16 protein-coding genes are annotated in these 16,333 nt (G+C 64.8%); 4 read left to right on the top strand and 12 right to left on the bottom strand.

The genetic code is table 11. The annotated features are described in order from the left end of the window. Positions 1 to 77 precede the first annotated feature (77 nt). Complete coding sequence (locus DFP89_RS09485; RefSeq protein ID WP_114349144.1) at positions 78 to 491, top strand: hypothetical protein; 414 nt, start codon at positions 78 to 80, stop codon at positions 489 to 491. Positions 492 to 493: 2 nt separating this feature from the next. On the opposite strand, the gene DFP89_RS09480 is transcribed toward DFP89_RS09485, so the two are convergent. From DFP89_RS09480 to clpS, 3 genes are read right to left on the bottom strand one after another with little or no spacing between them, the layout of a single operon-like run. Then, positions 494 to 1,303, bottom strand: a complete 810-nt coding sequence (locus DFP89_RS09480) for an SDR family NAD(P)-dependent oxidoreductase (RefSeq protein ID WP_114349143.1) — start codon at positions 1,301 to 1,303, stop codon at positions 494 to 496. Continuing rightward, on the bottom strand, positions 1,300 to 2,319 hold the full coding sequence (locus DFP89_RS09475; protein WP_114349142.1) for a class I SAM-dependent methyltransferase: 1,020 nt from the start codon (positions 2,317 to 2,319) through the stop codon (positions 1,300 to 1,302). Before DFP89_RS09475 ends, DFP89_RS09480 begins: the two co-directional genes overlap by 4 nt. Before the next feature lie 3 nt (positions 2,320 to 2,322). After that, positions 2,323 to 2,640 carry an ATP-dependent Clp protease adapter ClpS gene (gene clpS / locus DFP89_RS09470; RefSeq protein ID WP_114349141.1) on the bottom strand — a complete coding sequence of 106 codons (318 nt, stop codon included), beginning with the start codon at positions 2,638 to 2,640 and terminating at the stop codon, positions 2,323 to 2,325. Between the two features lie 303 nt (positions 2,641 to 2,943). Between clpS and DFP89_RS09465 the strand changes: the two genes are divergently transcribed. Next, the gene (locus DFP89_RS09465; RefSeq protein WP_245948636.1) at positions 2,944 to 4,584 is read left to right on the top strand and encodes a D-alanyl-D-alanine carboxypeptidase family protein; all 1,641 of its coding nucleotides are present in this window, start codon (positions 2,944 to 2,946) and stop codon (positions 4,582 to 4,584) included. Positions 4,585 to 4,882: 298 nt separating this feature from the next. Here DFP89_RS09465 and ccoS read toward each other — a convergent pair whose 3' ends face one another. The 8 genes from ccoS to ccoN form a co-directional block, all read right to left on the bottom strand. Continuing rightward, positions 4,883 to 5,041 carry a cbb3-type cytochrome oxidase assembly protein CcoS gene (ccoS, locus tag DFP89_RS09460; protein ID WP_114349140.1) on the bottom strand — a complete coding sequence of 53 codons (159 nt, stop codon included), beginning with the start codon at positions 5,039 to 5,041 and terminating at the stop codon, positions 4,883 to 4,885. An 11-nt stretch (positions 5,042 to 5,052) separates the two neighbouring features. Further along, positions 5,053 to 7,251, bottom strand: coding sequence for a heavy metal translocating P-type ATPase (locus tag DFP89_RS09455; RefSeq protein ID WP_114349139.1), 2,199 nt, complete (start codon positions 7,249 to 7,251; stop codon positions 5,053 to 5,055). A gap of 1 nt (position 7,252) precedes the next feature. Continuing rightward, positions 7,253 to 7,717 carry a FixH family protein gene (locus DFP89_RS09450; RefSeq protein WP_114349176.1) on the bottom strand — a complete coding sequence of 155 codons (465 nt, stop codon included), beginning with the start codon at positions 7,715 to 7,717 and terminating at the stop codon, positions 7,253 to 7,255. Then, positions 7,717 to 9,174 carry a cytochrome c oxidase accessory protein CcoG gene (ccoG, locus tag DFP89_RS09445; RefSeq protein ID WP_114349138.1) on the bottom strand — a complete coding sequence of 486 codons (1,458 nt, stop codon included), beginning with the start codon at positions 9,172 to 9,174 and terminating at the stop codon, positions 7,717 to 7,719. The genes DFP89_RS09450 and ccoG overlap by 1 nt, the downstream gene beginning before the upstream one ends. 280 nt (positions 9,175 to 9,454) lie before the next feature. Further along, positions 9,455 to 10,492, bottom strand: a complete 1,038-nt coding sequence (ccoP, locus tag DFP89_RS09440; protein WP_114349137.1) for a cytochrome-c oxidase, cbb3-type subunit III — start codon at positions 10,490 to 10,492, stop codon at positions 9,455 to 9,457. Then, the gene (locus DFP89_RS09435; RefSeq protein WP_114349136.1) at positions 10,492 to 10,680 is read right to left on the bottom strand and encodes a cbb3-type cytochrome c oxidase subunit 3; all 189 of its coding nucleotides are present in this window, start codon (positions 10,678 to 10,680) and stop codon (positions 10,492 to 10,494) included. The genes ccoP and DFP89_RS09435 overlap by 1 nt, the downstream gene beginning before the upstream one ends. 8 nt (positions 10,681 to 10,688) lie before the next feature. Next, positions 10,689 to 11,414, bottom strand: coding sequence for a cytochrome-c oxidase, cbb3-type subunit II (gene ccoO / locus DFP89_RS09430; protein WP_114349135.1), 726 nt, complete (start codon positions 11,412 to 11,414; stop codon positions 10,689 to 10,691). A gap of 9 nt (positions 11,415 to 11,423) precedes the next feature. Beyond that, on the bottom strand, positions 11,424 to 13,043 hold the full coding sequence (ccoN, locus tag DFP89_RS09425; protein WP_114349134.1) for a cytochrome-c oxidase, cbb3-type subunit I: 1,620 nt from the start codon (positions 13,041 to 13,043) through the stop codon (positions 11,424 to 11,426). Positions 13,044 to 13,284: 241 nt separating this feature from the next. On the opposite strand from ccoN, the gene DFP89_RS09420 reads away from it, so the two are divergent. Beyond that, positions 13,285 to 14,121 carry a universal stress protein gene (locus tag DFP89_RS09420; protein WP_114349133.1) on the top strand — a complete coding sequence of 279 codons (837 nt, stop codon included), beginning with the start codon at positions 13,285 to 13,287 and terminating at the stop codon, positions 14,119 to 14,121. 56 nt (positions 14,122 to 14,177) lie between these two features. Here DFP89_RS09420 and fnrL read toward each other — a convergent pair whose 3' ends face one another. Then, positions 14,178 to 14,927 carry a transcriptional regulator FnrL gene (fnrL, locus tag DFP89_RS09415; protein ID WP_114349175.1) on the bottom strand — a complete coding sequence of 250 codons (750 nt, stop codon included), beginning with the start codon at positions 14,925 to 14,927 and terminating at the stop codon, positions 14,178 to 14,180. 50 nt (positions 14,928 to 14,977) lie between these two features. On the opposite strand from fnrL, the gene hemN reads away from it, so the two are divergent. Next, the gene (hemN, locus tag DFP89_RS09410) at positions 14,978 to 16,333 is read left to right on the top strand and encodes an oxygen-independent coproporphyrinogen III oxidase (RefSeq protein WP_114349132.1); all 1,356 of its coding nucleotides are present in this window, start codon (positions 14,978 to 14,980) and stop codon (positions 16,331 to 16,333) included.

Raw genomic sequence — 16,333 nt, 5'->3', positions numbered from 1 at the left:
ATTGCCCTCTGGAATCGTGAATTGTCCTGCCGCAACGGCCGGCATAAGCTTCGCGCAGACAACTAGAGAACCCGGCCATGACCCGCAACATCCTGCTTGCCCTGACATCCGCGCTGATCGTCGCATCCTGCGGCACCCCGCAAGAGCGCTGCATAAGCCGCAATACCCGCGAATACCGCACCATCGCCGGCCTGCTTGCCGAGGTCGAGGGCAATCTGGCCCGCGGATACGCCTGGGAGGAACGCACCGTCAGCCGCATGGAATGGGACGATTGCGAGGTCATGGTCCGCGACAGCGAGGGACGCCGGGGGTTCATCACCCGCAGCTGCATGCGCAATGTCAGCGACACCGAACGCTATCGGGTGCCGATCGACCCCGCCGCCGAGACCCGCAAGCGCGACAACCTCATCGCCCGCAAGAAGGCGCTGACGCCCCCGGCCATGAGCGCGGTCAATGCCTGCAAGGCCGCCTATCCCGAGGCGGCGAAGTAAGCTCAGAACACCGAGGGCGCCAGCGGATCGCCAAGGCTGCGCCCGCCATCGACGCTGAGGATCTGGCCGGTGACAAAGCTGGACGCGTCGCTGGCCAGGAACTGGACCGTGGCCGCCAGCTCATCCGCGCCGGCAATCCGCCCCAAGGGCGTTGCCGCGATCATGCGCTCGCGCAGCTCACCATCCTCGCGCAGTTTCTGCTGCAGGATGTTCGACATGATGCTGGCAAAGGCCACGCCATTCACCCGGATGCGCTTGGGCGCCAGCGCCGCCGCCAGCGAGCGCGTGGCCTGAGCCTGCGCCGCGCTGGAAATCGAATAGGCCAGCATCTTGGGGTTGGGCCAGTTCGCCGCCAGCGACGAGACATTGACGATGGCGCCGTTCTGCAGCGCTTCGCTGGTATTGTCCTCGGCCTGTGCGACCATGCGCTTGGCGACCATCTGCGACAGGCGCAGCCCCGAGATCATGTTCTCGCGCAGCATGTCGCCCAGCAGGTCCTCGCCCACCGACAGCGGGTCGCAGGGCTGCACCATGCGATGCGCGTTAACCAGAATGTCGATGCGGTCAAAGGCGTCGATGGTGGCCGAGACCAGATTGGCCAGCGTCAGCTTCTGGCCCAGATCGCCGGCAAAGCCGCGCACGGGCCCCTCGCCCTTCATCTGTTCGCCCAACTCGGCCTCAAGCAGGGCCTCGTCGCTGTCGGCGAACATGACATTGGCGCCGGCCTCTTCGAAATGGCGGGCAATGGCCAAGCCGATGCCGCGCCCGGCCCCGGTCACTATGGCGGTCTTGCCCTGGATGGAAAGGCTCATCTGCGTTTCCCTTTCTGTGGGATCCGGCGCGTTCCGAGGCGCGAGGCCCCCGTCGCCGTCAATATCTTGAAGCGGCTGTCTCCGCCAAGTTCGGACACATCCGCGAAGCATTCGCGCAGCACCTGCTCATAGGGCAGATGCCGGTTCGCCACCATCCAGAGCCGCCCGGCCCCGGTCAGCAACCCTGCCGCGCTGCGGATGAAGCCCGCGCCCAGACGCGGATCGGCCGCGCGCCCCTGATGAAAGGGCGGGTTCATGACCACGCCGTTCACCGGCTCAGACAGGCGGAAATCCAGCGCATCGGCCCAGTGAAACCGCGCCCGCGGATCGGTGACATTGCGGCGCGCGCAATCCAGCGCCACAGCGTCGGCCTCGACCAGATGCAGAACCTCAAGGCCCGGACGTTTCAGCATCTCGGCCGAAAGCCAGCCCCAGCCCGCGCCCAGATCGACCATGCGCGTGGGCAGCTTTTCGGGCAGATGCGCGGCCAGCGCCACCGAGGCCGGATCCGGCCCATCGGCCGAAAACACCCCCGGCCGCGTCACCATGCCGGGCGCGACCTCGTGATCGCGCGCGGCCCAATCCTCGGGCAGCCAGCCCGGCTGCGGCATGGTCACGCGAAAGATCTTGCCATGCGCGCGGGACTGGGCCTCATCGACCGGGGCCAGCGCGCGCAGCTCTTTCATTACCGCATCGATGCCGTCGGTCTTTTGGCCATCGATCCAAAGCGAAGCGCCGGGCTTCAGCCGCAGCGCCGCCACCGCAATGCGCGCCCGCGTCGCCGCCCGCGCCCGCGACAAAAAGACGACAGCCGCATCGAACTCTCCCTCGGGCTGGGTTGAGACCTCATATCCGCGCGCCTTCAGCGCCTGATGATCGGCGAAGTTTTCCTGAACGATGGCGATGCGCGCGGCATCGAATACGCCCAGATCGGTCGAGGCATCCGCCCCGATCAATAGCGTGCGTCCCTCGGGCGGCGTTCCGCCGAAGACAAGTTCCAGCCGTGATCCAGCCAATTTCTACTCTTTTTCCATGGTGCATTGCAGCGGGTGCTGCTGCCGGCGGGCAAGTTCCATCACCTGCGCCACCTTGGTTTCAGCGATCTCGTGCGAAAAGACGCCGACCACCGCCACCCCCTTGCGATGCACGGTCAGCATGATCTCGATGGCCTGGGCATGGGTCATGTTGAACAGGCGCTCAAGCACATGCACGACGAATTCCATCGGAGTGAAATCGTCGTTCAGCAGCAAGACCTTGTACATGGGCGGACGCTGGGTCTTGGGGCGGGTTTTCACCGCCAGTTCGACCTCTTCACGGTCACCGGGTCGATTGGACATCTGCGGATTGGTCACGTAGCTTGCAACGGGATGAGAATGGTCTGAGGGCGAATATAGGGGCTTTTGTCCCGAATGATAAGCCCCGCGCCGCGACCGACGCCGTGTCGCCCCCTCTGCGCCCCGTGCCGGCCATGCAACCAAAGGCAGATTGTGGGTGAAAAGCCTGAAACTTACGGTTTCCGTGCCCAGAAAGGCGTGTTATTGTCATTATATTAACGAAGGGTCCGCATATTGAACGGGCCCTCAGAGGCAGAAGAGATCGGGACAGTGAGCAGAATCACAGAGAATGTCCGTTTAGGACTGATGATCCTATTCGCCTGGGCGATGCCTGTGGCGGTCATCGCGGCGCCTTTCGCGGCATTCGTCATGGATGCCCGAACCGGCAAGCAGATCTACAGCCAGAACGCCGATACCCGGCTGCACCCTGCCTCGCTGACCAAGATGATGACGCTTTACATGGCCTTCAACGCCATTGAGCGCGGTCAGGTCCGGCTGGACAGCAAGTTTCTGGTTTCCAGCCACGCGGCATCGCAGCCACCGTCGCGTCTGGGGCTCAAGCCCGGCCAGCGCATTGAGCTGCGCTATCTGATCCGCGCCGCGGCGGTGAAATCCGCCAATGACGCCGCCACCGTGATCGGCGAGGGACTTGCGGGTTCCGAGGCGAAATTCGCCGCCCAGATGACGCAGATGGCCCGCGCGCTTGGCATGAACGGCACGCAGTTCCGCAACGCCAATGGCCTGACCGCCTCGGGGCATTACTCGACCGCGCGCGACATGACGACCTTGGGACGGCGGCTTTTCTACGATTTCCCACAATATTATTCGATCTTTTCGCGGCGCTCGGCGGATGCGGGCATCGCGACCGTCTCCAGCACCAACAAGCGCTTCCTTGACAGCTATGAGGGCGCGGACGGGATCAAGACCGGCTATACCCGTGCCGCCGGCTTCAACCTGACGGCTTCGGCCAAGCGTGGCTCCAAGCGCATCGTCGCGACCGTGCTTGGCGGCACCTCGACCGCCCATCGCAATGCCGTCATGGCCGAACTGCTGGACGCCGGATTTGGAAAGGCCCCCACCCGTGTGCGTGAGGTCAAGCCCGCGCCGCCGCAGCTTATGGTGGAAAAGAAAGTCCGCCGTACGGTACAGGTCGCGCGGAGCCAGCCCGAGGCCAGCCCGGCGCAGGTGCAGCTTGCAAGCTCGGGCCGACCGGTCGCGCGTGCCTCGACCGTCGCCGTGGTAACCCCCGCAGCAATCAGCGCCGCAGTGTCACGCGCCCAGGCCTCGGCCCCTGCCGCTAGCCGCCAAAGCGGCGAGACACTCAGCGCCAGCACCCGTCCGTCGCGCAAACCCAATAGCGCGCGGGTCACCGCAGCGGCCGCCCCGGCGGCAGAAAGTGCCGCAAGCACGCGTCCGGAAACTCGTCCCGAGGAAGGGGATGCGACAGCCGAAACCGCAACCGCCCTGCCCAGTTCCGCAAGGCCGGCCCCTGCCCCGCGCAATGACAAGTCGGCCAGTCTGGACGCGCCGTCACAGGCCGGTTCGCCCTCGCTTTTCGTGCAGGCCGTTCAGCCGCAGCCCGACAACAGCATGGCGCTCTTGTCCTCGCCCGCGCCTGAACAGCGTTCGGAAACGATCATCCTGACCTCGCTTGACCCCGAGGCCGGCGCGCCAGCAGAGGCGACCGAGATCGTGACCCGCGACGGCTCAGGCGGTCGCAACTGGGGTGTGTCGCTGGGCCTTTTCCGTTCGCAGAACGAGGCCGAGCAGTTGCTGTTGCGCACTGCGTTGCAGGAAAGCGCCTCGCTGGACAGCGCGCTTAGCCGCGTCGCCAATACCCGACGGGGGTTTGAGGCGAATTTCGTCGGCATGACCAAGGAAACCGCCGAACTGGCCTGCAATCGGCTTGTTGCCCGCCAGCAAAGCTGCACGGTGATCGGCCCCTGATCCGCTGGATCCCGCGCGGATATCGAGACGGCGCCCTATGTAACGGGCGCCGTATTCTTTTGCGCAGTTGCGATGGCATGGCTCATATCGGGTGCCTGGGTTTGGCGCGGAGTACGGCGCCCTTCGGCCAAGACAAAGCATGACAATCCGCGCAGAGAAGTACGAGCCTCTCGTCACGACGCGTCAAGGCGATCAGCAGCGAGGATGCCGCGCAAAATCGATATGAAGAATGTGGGGGACCTTTCGACAGAAATCCCGCTGACGCGATCACAGCTCCGGTATGCGCCTTGTCACCCGGTCAGGGTTTCGGACGGTCGTCCCATTCCTTGCTGAGGATGCGTTCGGCATCGCCCTTTGGGTCTTCGTATTGCCGGCCGCGCAAGGCCCAGACGAAGGCCAGAAGCCCCAGCGCGCCAAGCCCCAGCGAGACCGGGATCAGGATACCCAGAATTTCCATGACCTCTCCCCTTATCTCAGCCGCAGCGCGTTCAGCGTCACGCAGATCGAACTCAGCGACATGGCCAGCGCGGCCATCAGCGGTGTCGCCAGACCGGCAATGGCAAAAGGCACGGCGACGATATTGTAAAGCACCGAGATGGCGAAGTTTTCCTTGATCCGCGAACGTGCGCCGCGGGCGGTTTCCAGCGCATCAGACACCGGCGACAGGTCATTGCCCATCAGCACGATATCGGACGCAACCCGCGCCGCATCCAAGGCCGAGGCCGGCGAGATCGAGACATGCGCCTCGGCCAGCGCGGCCGTATCGTTCAGCCCGTCGCCGACCATCAGCACATGCGCGCCAGCCACGCGCAATTCGCGCACGGTCGCGGCCTTTTCCGTCGGGGTCACGCCGGCATGCCATTCCGCAAGCCCCAACCGCTGCGCCAGTTCCTGGACCACCGGCGCGACATCACCCGACAGCAGCACCACGCGGCGGCCTGACGCCAGCAACTCGCGGACGCAGCTTTCAGCCCCTGGGCGCAGCCTGTCGGTGAATTCCAGCCGGATCGGCGCCCCCTCGCCCAGCGAAAGCCAGCTGGCCGAGATCTTTCCGGCGCCATGATCGGCGCCCAGCCAGTCGGCGCGGCCCAACCGAACCTCATGCCCCTGCCAGCGCCCGGAAATGCCATAGCCGGGCACCTCGCGCAGGTCCTCAAGTTCGACGGTCGTGGCCCCCGCATCGCGCAGCGCCTGCGCCAGTGCCTTGGAGAGCGGATGGCTTGAACCCTGCGCCAGAGCCAGCGCCACCGGGCGCATCCCGACGGGAATCGCCTCGATCGAGACGACCTGCGGCACGCCCATGGTCAGCGTCCCGGTCTTGTCGAAGACCACGCAATCGACATCGGCCAGACGTTCCAGCGCGGTGCCGTCCTTGATCAGCATGCCCCGCCGGAACAGCCGCCCCGAGGCCGCCGTCACCACCGCCGGCACCGCCAGCCCCAGCGCGCAGGGGCAGGTGATGATCAGCACCGCCGCCGCGACATTGACCGAATGGCGCAGATCGCCGGTCGTCCAGTACCAGCCCAGAAAGCTGGAAAAGGCCAACAGATGCACCAGTGGCGAATACAGCCGCGAGGCGCGCTCGGCCAGCGAAGTATAGTGCCCGCGCGCCGATTCCGCCGCCGCGACCAGCGCCGTCAGCCGCGCCAGCGAACTGTCCCGCCCCGCCGCCGTCACCCGCAGGATCAGCGGCCCGGTCAGGTTGACCTCGCCCGCCGACAGGACCGCGCCGGGCGCGGCGGGCACCGGAACGCTTTCGCCGGTCAGAAGCGAACGGTCGATCTCGGACGTGCCCTGCGCGATCTCGCCGTCAGCAGGGACGCGCGCGCCGGGCAGGATGCGGATCAGATCGCCCGGGACCAGTTCCGCGACCGGCACCGGCTCATCGCCCGCCGGCGTCACGCGAAAGGCGCGGGGCACCTCAAGCGCGGTCAGTTCCTCGGCTGCGGAGCGGGCGACGGCGCGGGTGCGGTAATCCAGATAGCGCCCGATCAGCAGGAAAAAGCACAGCATCACCGCCGCGTCGAAATAGGCGTGATGGCCGGAATGGATCGTCTCATAGACCGAAATCGCGCTGGCCAGGATCAGCGCCAGCGAGATCGGCACATCCATGCCCAGCCGTCCCGCCTTCAACGCCCGCCATGCGCTGGAGAAGAAGGGCTGGCCCGCGAAGACCACGGTCGGCAGGGCGATGGCGCCGGAAATCCAGTGGAACATGTCGCGCGTTGCCGCCTCGGCCCCGGACCAGACCGCGACCGACAGGATCATGATGTTCATCATCGCAAAGCCCGAGACGCCGATGCGCATCAGGATGTCGCGCCCGATCCGGTCGGCGCGGCTGGCGCTCAGCGCGGCGGGGTCCAGCTCATGTGCCTCATAGCCAGTGCGCTCGACCACGGGGATCAGGTCCTCGGCACTCAGGCCCGGGGCGTCCACGGTGACGCGGCGCAGGGTCAGGTTCACGCGCGCGGTCTTGACGCCGGGATGGGCATGCAGCGCGCGTTCCACATCCGAGATGCAGGTCGCGCAATAGATGGTCGGCAGCGACAGGATGATGTCCTCATGCGCGCCGGCACCTGCGGCGACGCGCTGCGCCAGCGGCGCGGCATCGCAGGCCGGACAGGCCGAAAGCCGGACATCATGGTCGTGCAGCGCTGCGTCGGACATCTTATTTCACCCGGTTGCCGTGATAGTGGTCGATGCGCTGGCGAAACACCGTGCCATCGGGCGCCGTGGCGGTCAGATGGATGTTCCAGACCCCGGGCGCCAGTTGCAAAGGCGCGCGGAAGGTGCCGCCGGAATAGCTGAATTCCGGGGTCTGATCCTCGCGCATATGGGTCGGGCGGCCGATGGTCACCTGCAGGTCCTTGACCGGCGCGGGATAGCCCGCCTCGTCGCGGATGGTCAGCACCATCTCGCGCCCGTCATAATCGGGGGTGACGTTCCAGCGCAGCGCGCTTTGGGCCGCGCGGTCGCGGTCAAAGCTTTGCGAGGCGACATAGCTGCTTTTCACCTCGAGCCCCGGAAAGGTGCCCACCGCCAGAAAGGCCATGACCAGATTGACCGCGATGATGGTGCCAAAGGCGGCCAAAGTGATCAGCAGCACGTGCCGGCCGGTCAGTTCGCGCGTCATCATTCCCCCTTTCCGTGAAAGACTGTGCCAATATGGGTCCTGACGCCGCCGGTTGCATCCTCGACCCACAGCGTCAGTTCGGCCTGCCCGCCCGTCGCCAGAGGCGAATCCTTGGCGGCGGTCAGGTAGAGACGCTGGGTAAAGGTGCTGTCGGCCGCGACCGAGGCGCGGTTGCCGGTCTGGCCCTCAAGCGCCAGCACGACGCCGGGCACCGCATTGCCGTCATTATCCGCGACCGAGATCACGAAATCATGCTGGGCGCCCTGCTTGTTGCGCAGCCGCAGCGCGTAGGTGTTGCGGATCGCGCCGTCGGACATGGTGACGAACAGCGGGTTCCGGACCGGCGTCACGTTCAGATCGAAAGGCGAGCGCAGGAACAGCGCCACCACCAGCGCCACGCCGATCCCCGCCCAAAGCGTGAAGTAAAGGATCGTGCGCGGGCGCAGGATATGTTTCATCAGCGGCTTGGGCTGGGCGCCGGCGCGTTCGGCGGTCTCGTCCTTCAGCGCCATATAGTCGATCAGCCCGCGCGGCTTGCCGATCTTGTCCATGATCTCGTCACAGGCATCGATGCACAGCGCGCAGGTGATGCATTCCATCTGCTGGCCGTCGCGGATGTCGATGCCCATGGGGCAGACGTTCACGCAGGCCATGCAGTCGATGCAATCGCCCTTGGTCCCGCCATCGGATTTCGTCGCCTCGCCCTTGTGGATCTTGCCGCGCGGCTCGCCGCGCCATTCGCGATAGGCGACGGTCAGCGTGTCCTCGTCCATCATCGCGGCCTGAATGCGCGGCCATGGGCAGGCATAGATGCATATCTGTTCGCGCGCGAAGCCACCAAAGACAAAGGTCGTCGCGGTCAGGATCGCCATGGTGATATAGGCGACCGGATGCGCCTGCCCGGTCACCAGATCGCGCAGCAGCGTCGGCGCATCGGTGAAATAGAAAATCCACGCGCCGCCCGTCGCCACCGCGATCAGCAGCCAGATCACCCATTTCGTCAACCGCAGCCGCAGCTTGTGGCCGCTCCAGGGCGCGTTCCACAGCCGGACGCGGGCATTGCGGTCACCCTCGACCCAGCGTTCGGTCAGGATGAAAAGATCGGTCCAGACCGTCTGCGGACAGGCATAGCCGCACCAGACCCGACCCAAGGCCGAGGTGAAGAGAAACAGCCCCAAGCCCGCCATGACCAGAAGGCCCGCGACGAAATAGAATTCATGCGGCCAGATCTCGATCCAGAAAAAGAAAAAGCGGCGGTTCGCCAGATCGACCAGCACGGCCTGATCGGGCAGGTTCGGGCCGCGATCCCAGCGGATCCAGGGGGTGATGTAATAGATCCCCAGCGTCACCGCCATGATGATCCATTTCAGGTTCCGGTACCAACCATAGACCCGGCGGGGAAAGATGGGTTCGCGGGCCGCATAGAGTTGTGGCGGGTCGATGTCGGGTTGCGACATGATTGGCTCCTGTTTCGCGTCACCGCAGACTATTTACGAGGGCAAACAGCACTATGATCTGCGTCAAATTAAGAGGCCCAGCCTATAAGGCTACCTCTCATGACGTAACATTGGCCGGATTGTCGCATGCCGACAAGCCATTTGGCGGGCTTGCTAAAGCCCGGCCCGATCGCGCATCAATTGGAACACCGGCCTCTCCTGGAAACGCGCGAACAGGACGGAGAGGCCGGTGCCTTCCGTATCCGGTTCTCCGGATACGAAACGGGTCAGTCCGGGCGGCTTATTCGCCACCGCCCAGACTGTGAACATAGGACGCGACCGCGCGGATCTCGGCCTCGGAGAGACGGCCGGACCAGGCCGGCATCACCCCGAAGGGACCGTCATGCACGATGCGGGTGATCGTGGCCGGGTCCGAACCGTAAAGCCAGACCGCGTCGGTCAGGTTCGGTGCCCCCTGCGCGCGGTCGCCGGTGCCGTCCTCGGCATGGCAGGACACGCAATTGTCGGCATAGACCGTGGCGCCTTCGGCCGCGGCGGCGGCGTCATGCGGCTGCTCGGAAAGCGACAGGACATAGTTCACGACCTGACCGATCTGAGCGTCGTCCAGCATCTGGTCGGTGCCGAAACGCGGCATTTCCGAATAGCGCGTATCGCCGTCCTTGGGGTCGCGGATACCGTGCTGGACGGTGGTATAGACATCGTCCAGCGTGCCGCCCCAGAGCCAGTCATTGTCCAGAAGCGAGGGATAGCCCGTGGCCCCGCCCGCGCCCGAACCGTGGCACTGCGCGCACCAGGTGCGGAAGATCGCGGAACCGGCATTGGCGGTATAGTTCGCCAGATCCGGGTCGGCCGCGATGCCGTCCAGCGGGGTTTCGACCAGCTTGGCCTGGATCGGGGCATTCGCCTCGTTGAAGCGCTGGATCTCGGCCGCGACATTGCTGCGCATGGTCTCGCCCAGAACGCCCTGGGTCGCGCCATGGATCAGCGGGATGGCGGGATAGGCGATCAGATAGCCCACGCCCCAGACGATGGTGGCGTAAAAGCTCCACAGCCACCAGCGCGGCAGCGGGTTGTCATATTCCTCGATCCCGTCCCAGCTATGGCCGGTCGAGGGCACTTCGACCACCTTGCGCACGCCCTTGCGGTCGCGCACCACCCGGGTCATGCCAGAGGGCTTGTGCAGCGGCTGGCCATCCGGCCCTTCGGGCGGATTGGCCGCGATCTGCGCCTCATGGGCCTTATCCGCGGCCTGGCGTTCCAACCCGATCCGGTTGTCCGGGTTCCTGGGGCTGGTGTGCTCGTCGTCGGTATCGGCCATCACTCGACCTCCTTGTCACCCGCGGGCAGCGGGCCTTTCTCGTTACGGAAGATACTTTCCGCAGCATCACGGTGCAGCACCCCGGCGCCCGGCCTGAAGACAAACAGGCAAGCGCCAAGAAAGAACAGCACCAGCGTCAGCAGGATCCAGCTGTCGGCCAGTTCGCGCAGGAAGGAATACATATCCATGGCGGGCCTCAGCGGTTCGGGTCAGGCTGGAAGGTCGAGAAATCGACCATCGTGCCCAACACCTGCAGATAGGCGATCAGCGCATCCATTTCCGAAACGCCGGAACGGCGGTCGAAATTGCGTTGCTGGGCCCCCGGATAGCGCTCTTCCAGCCCCGAGGCATCGGCATCGGGATCGGCCTGGGCGCGGAAATCCTCGATGGCGGCGGTGATGCGCACCTCATCATAGGGCACGCCCACCAGCGCGTCGGTCGAAAGCCGGTCGCCCATGTTCGAGGGGTCGATCTGCCGGTTCAGCAGGAAACCATAGCTGGGCATGATCGATTCCGGCACCACCGCCTGCGGGTTCACCAGATGGTCGATATGCCATTCGTCCGAATAGCGCCCGCCGACCCGCGCGAGATCCGGCCCGGTCCGCTTGGAGCCCCATTGGAACGGATGGTCATACATCGACTCGGCCGCAAGGCTGTAATGGCCATAGCGTTCGACCTCGTCCCGCATCGGGCGGATCATCTGGCTGTGGCAGGTATAGCAGCCCTCGCGGATATAGATGTCGCGGCCCTTCAGCTCGAGCGGCGTATAGGGACGCATCCCCTCGACCTTCTCGATGGTGTTCTGAAGATAGAACAGGGGCGCGATCTCGACGATGCCGCCGATGGTGACGACGAGGAAAGAGAAGACCAGCAGCAAAGTGGCGTTCTTCTCAAGGACCTTGTGCTTTTCAAGAATTGCCATGATCCGTCCTCACTCTGCCGGAACCGCGATGGCGGTCGTCTGCGTCTTGGGCTGTCGTGCGACCGTGGCCCAGAGGTTATAGCACATGATCAGCCCGCCGGTCAGGTAAAGCACGCCGCCAAGGGCCCGCACCACGTTCATCGGGAATTTCGCGGCCACGGGATCGGCAAAGGCGTTCACAAGATAGCCCTGCGCATCGACTTCGCGCCACATCAGCCCTTCCATGATGCCCGAGACCCACATCGAGGCCGCGTAAAGCACCAGACCGATGGTCGCGAGCCAGAAGTGCCAGCTGACCAGCGCCGAGGAGTACAGCCGCTCGCGGCCCCACAGACGCGGCGTCAGATAGTAAAGCGCGCCAAAGGTGATCATGCCGTTCCAGCCAAGGGCGCCGGAATGGACGTGGCCGATGGTCCAGTCGGTGTAATGCGACAGGCTGTTCACGGCCTTGATCGACATCATCGGGCCTTCAAACGTGGCCATGCCGTAGAAGCCGACGGCCACCACCATCATGCGGATGATCGGATCGGTGCGCAGCTTGTCCCATGCGCCCGAAAGCGTCATCAGACCGTTGATCATGCCACCCCACGAGGGCATCCACAGGATGATCGAGAAGACCATGCCCAGCGTCGCGGCCCATTCCGGCAGCGCGGTGTAATGTAGGTGGTGCGGGCCGGCCCAGATATAAAGGAAGATCAGCGCCCAGAAGTGGATGATCGACAGCTTGTAGCTATAGACGGGACGCTCGGCCTGCTTGGGGATGAAGTAATACATCATGCCCAGAAAACCGGCGGTCAGGAAGAAGCCCACCGCATTGTGGCCATACCACCATTGCGTCATCGCGTCCTGCACGCCCGAGAAGAGCGCCACCGATTTCGAGCCGAACAGGCTGACCGGAACCGACAGGTTGTTGACGATATGCAGCATCGCGATGGTCACGATGAAGGACAGATAGAACCAGTTGGCGACGTAGATATGGGGCTCCTTGCGGCGCAGGATCGTGCCCAGAAAGACGGCCAGATAGACCACCCAGACGATGGTCAGCCACCAGTCCACATACCATTCCGGCTCGGCATACTCCTTGGACTGGGTAGCGCCCAGGATATAGCCGGTCGCGGCCAGCACGATGAACAGCTGATAGCCCCAGAACACGAACCATGCGGCGTTTCCGCCCCAAAGCCGCGCCGCCGAGGTGCGCTGCACCACATAGAACGAGGTCGCGATCAGCGCGTTGCCGCCAAAGGCAAAGATCACCGCCGAAGTGTGCAGCGGGCGCAGCTTGCCGAAATTCGTATAGCCATGCATCAGCTCGCTGAAGTTCAGCGCCGGAAAGGCCAGCTGAAAGGCAATGACGACGCCGACCAGAAAGCCGACCACGCCCCAAAAGGCGGTCGCGATCACGCCCGCGCGGACGACCCCGTCCATGTATTGCAGCTCGGGGTGGGGATCGAGCGCGGGCTGCTCATTGCCCATCTGGCGCAAGACCCGGATGAACATGACAGCCGCCGTCACCATGACGATCAGCGCGTTCACAAGATAGGCGGGGTCATCGGGTCGCGCGTAATTGGCCGCGATGGCGGCCAGAACCGCAATCGTGCCAAGCGCGATCAGCTTGATGGTATCCAACATTTATAACTGTCCTTCATCCTGCGCCGGAAGGTCCGAATCGTGGGGCGATTCAGACCGCGAACGGCTTCGGTAGGTTCTTCTATAGTCACACGGTTTCGTGAAACTTTGATCTGGGTCAATCGGCCAAAGACATACAGATGTAAAATACGCTCAACTGGGGGCAGAATGTCGCAGCAAGCCGACGCCAGCCGACAGCCTCCGGTTGCCGGCGCGTCCCGCGCAAACCCGAAAGGAGAGGCCCATGGGCTACAAGACCATTCTGACCGTCCTGACCGATTTCGAGCGCCAGCAGCAGCAGCTTGATTCGGCCATCGCCATGACCCGGCGAGAGGATGGCCATCTCGACGTGTTCTGCATGGGCGTGGATCACACCCAAAGCGGATATTACTATGCTGGCGCATCGGCCTATGTATTTCAGGAATCCATCGACAAGGCCATGGCTGCCGCAGGCGCGCTTGAGGAAAAGGTGCGCGAGCGCCTGCATGCCGAGGATATCCGCTGGTCGGTCGATTCCGCCGTGGCGCAGGTGGGCGGGCTCTCGACGCTGGTCGGCATGCGTGCGCGCTATTCCGACCTCGTGGTGCTGAACCGCCCCTATGGCGATCATGCCACCCCCGATGCCGAGGCCGCGACCGAAGCCGCGCTGTTCGAGGGCGCCGCCCCGATCCTGATCGTTCCCGGCGAGTTGAAAGAGCCCTTCGGCAAGAAAATCCTGATCGCCTGGAACCAGTCGAACGAGGCCATGGCCGCCGTGCGCCGCGCCCTGCCCCTGCTGACCGCCGCCGAAAGCGTCGAGATCACCGTGGTCGACCCCTCGCCCAATGGGCCCGAACGCTCGGATCCCGGCGGCGCGCTTGGCCAGATGCTGACCCGCCACGGCGTCAAGGCCGAGATTTCGGTCCTGGCCCGCACCCAGCCGCTGATCAGTGACATCCTGAATCGCCGCGCGACCGAAATCGGTGCCGACATGGTGGTGATGGGGGCTTACGGACATTCGCGTTTCCGCCAGGCGATTCTGGGCGGCGCGACGCGCAACATGCTGGAAAAGGCCCAGGTGCCGGTGCTGATGGCGCGCTGAGGCGGGCCGGACGAAACGGGCCAGAACCGAGGGCGATTCCCGTGACGGGGATCGCCTCAGCTCAGCGGGCCGCCATCCGAATCATCGCCGCTTTCGATGACCAGCGCCCCGAACGAGGGCACGATGACCCGGCGCTTGCCGTCCAGCTCGATCACCCCCGCGCGCTTGAGCGTGCTCATCTGCCGGCTGACGGTTTCCAGCGTCAGGCCCAGATAATCGGCCATCGCCTCGCGCGTGAGCGGCAGGCTGACAACGATGCGCCCCTCGGGGCGACGGCGCAGCAGCGCCGCCTCGCGCCGGGCGAGGATGACCAGCAGCGAGGCGATCTTTTCGCGCGCCGATTTGCGCCCCAGCAGCAAAAGCCAGTCGCGCGCCGCGTCCAGCTCGTCCAGAGTCATTTCCAGCAACCGGCCGGCGACGCGCGGGCGTTCGCGCAAAAGCTTTTCAAAGGGTTTGCGGCGAAAGCAGCACAGCAGAAGGTCGCTGGTCGCGGTCACCGTATAGGCCGCGACATCGCGCCCCGGCCGGCCCAGAAAGTCGCTGGGCAGCAAAAGCCCGACCATCTGCGTGCGCCCGTCCTCAAGCTGCTGGGTCAGCCCCGCCATGCCCGACACCACCGAGGCCACGAAATCCATGCGGTCCGCGGCCCAGACGACATTCTGCCCCGCCTCATAGCGGCGATAGAATTTCATGTCCTCCAGCTCGCCGAGCTCTTCGCTTTCGCAATGCGCACAGACCGCCCGATAGCGGATCGGGCAGTTCTCGCACGGTGCCTGCGTCGCGATGATGGCGGCGTCGGTAGTCATCTTGATTTGGGTCAATGTCCTGTCGCGTATTCAGGCGATACGATACGCTCATGGAACAGCAATCGCAACTTGAGCGCCTGGGACTATTTGACGCGCGCGTGCCGCGCTATACCAGCTATCCCACGGCCCCGCATTTCACCCCCGCCATCGGCGAGGCAAGCTTTCGCGACTGGGTCGCCGCGATTCCCGCCGGCGCGGCGATCTCGCTTTACATGCATGTGCCATTCTGTCGCAGGCTGTGCTGGTTCTGCGCCTGCCGCACGCAGGGCACCCAATCGGACGATCCGGTGCGCGCCTATGCCGAGGTGCTGCTGAGCGAACTTGAGATGCTGCGCAAGGAACTCGCGCCTGGGGTGCGGCTCTCGCGCCTGCATTGGGGCGGCGGCACCCCCACGCTGATGCCGGCCGAGATGATGCGCCGTGTCGCCCGCGCCGTCCTTGACGCCTTTCCCTTGGCCGAGGGTGCCGAATTCTCGGTCGAGATCGACCCCAATGAGATCGACGACGCCCGCATGGACGCGCTGGCCGAATCCGGCCTCACCCGCGCCTCGATCGGGGTGCAGGATTTCGACCCCGAAATTCAAAAGATCATCGGCCGCGAACAAAGCTTCGAGGTGACGAAGCGCGCCGTGGACATGATCCGCGACCGCGGCATCGCCAGCCTGAATGCCGACATCCTTTACGGGTTGCCGCATCAGGACCCGTATCGCATCTCGGAATCGGTGCAGAAACTGCTGGTGCTCTCGCCCGACCGGGTGGCGCTTTACGGCTATGCGCATGTGCCGTGGATGGCCAAGCGGCAGGTGATGATCCCCTCGGACGCCCTGCCCGACCCGCATGGCCGGCTGCGCCTCTTCGAGGTTGCGCGCGAGCTTTTCCTGGCCGACGGCTATGACGAGATCGGCATCGACCATTTCGCCCGCCCCGGCGATGGTTTGGCACAGGCCCAAAAGGCCGGCGTGCTGCGGCGCAACTTCCAGGGCTATACCGACGACCGGGCCGAGGTGCTGATCGGGCTTGGCGCCTCGTCGATCTCGCGCTTCCCGCAGGGCTATGCCCAGAACGCGCCCGCGACCGGCGCCCATACCGGCAAGATCCGCGACGGCCATTTCTCGACCACGCGCGGCCATGCCTTTACCCCCGAGGATATCTGGCGCGCCCGCATGATCGAGGCGCTGATGTGCGATTTCGAGATCCGGTCCGAGGAATTCATCCGCGACCACGGCTTCACGCAAGAGCGCCTTGCCCAGATCTTCGCCCCGGCCATCGCCCGCTTCGGCGATATGGTCGAATGCGACACAAGGGGCCTGCGCATCCCGCAGCCCGGCCGCTCTCTGACGCGGATGATCGCGCAGATGTTCGACGCCTATGACATGGCGCCGTCCAGCCACAGCTCGGCGATCTAG

Source organism: Paracoccus lutimaris, assembly GCF_003337565.1.
Lineage (GTDB): Bacteria > Pseudomonadota > Alphaproteobacteria > Rhodobacterales > Rhodobacteraceae > Paracoccus > Paracoccus lutimaris.
This window is presented reverse-complemented; position numbering and strand designations above follow the sequence as displayed.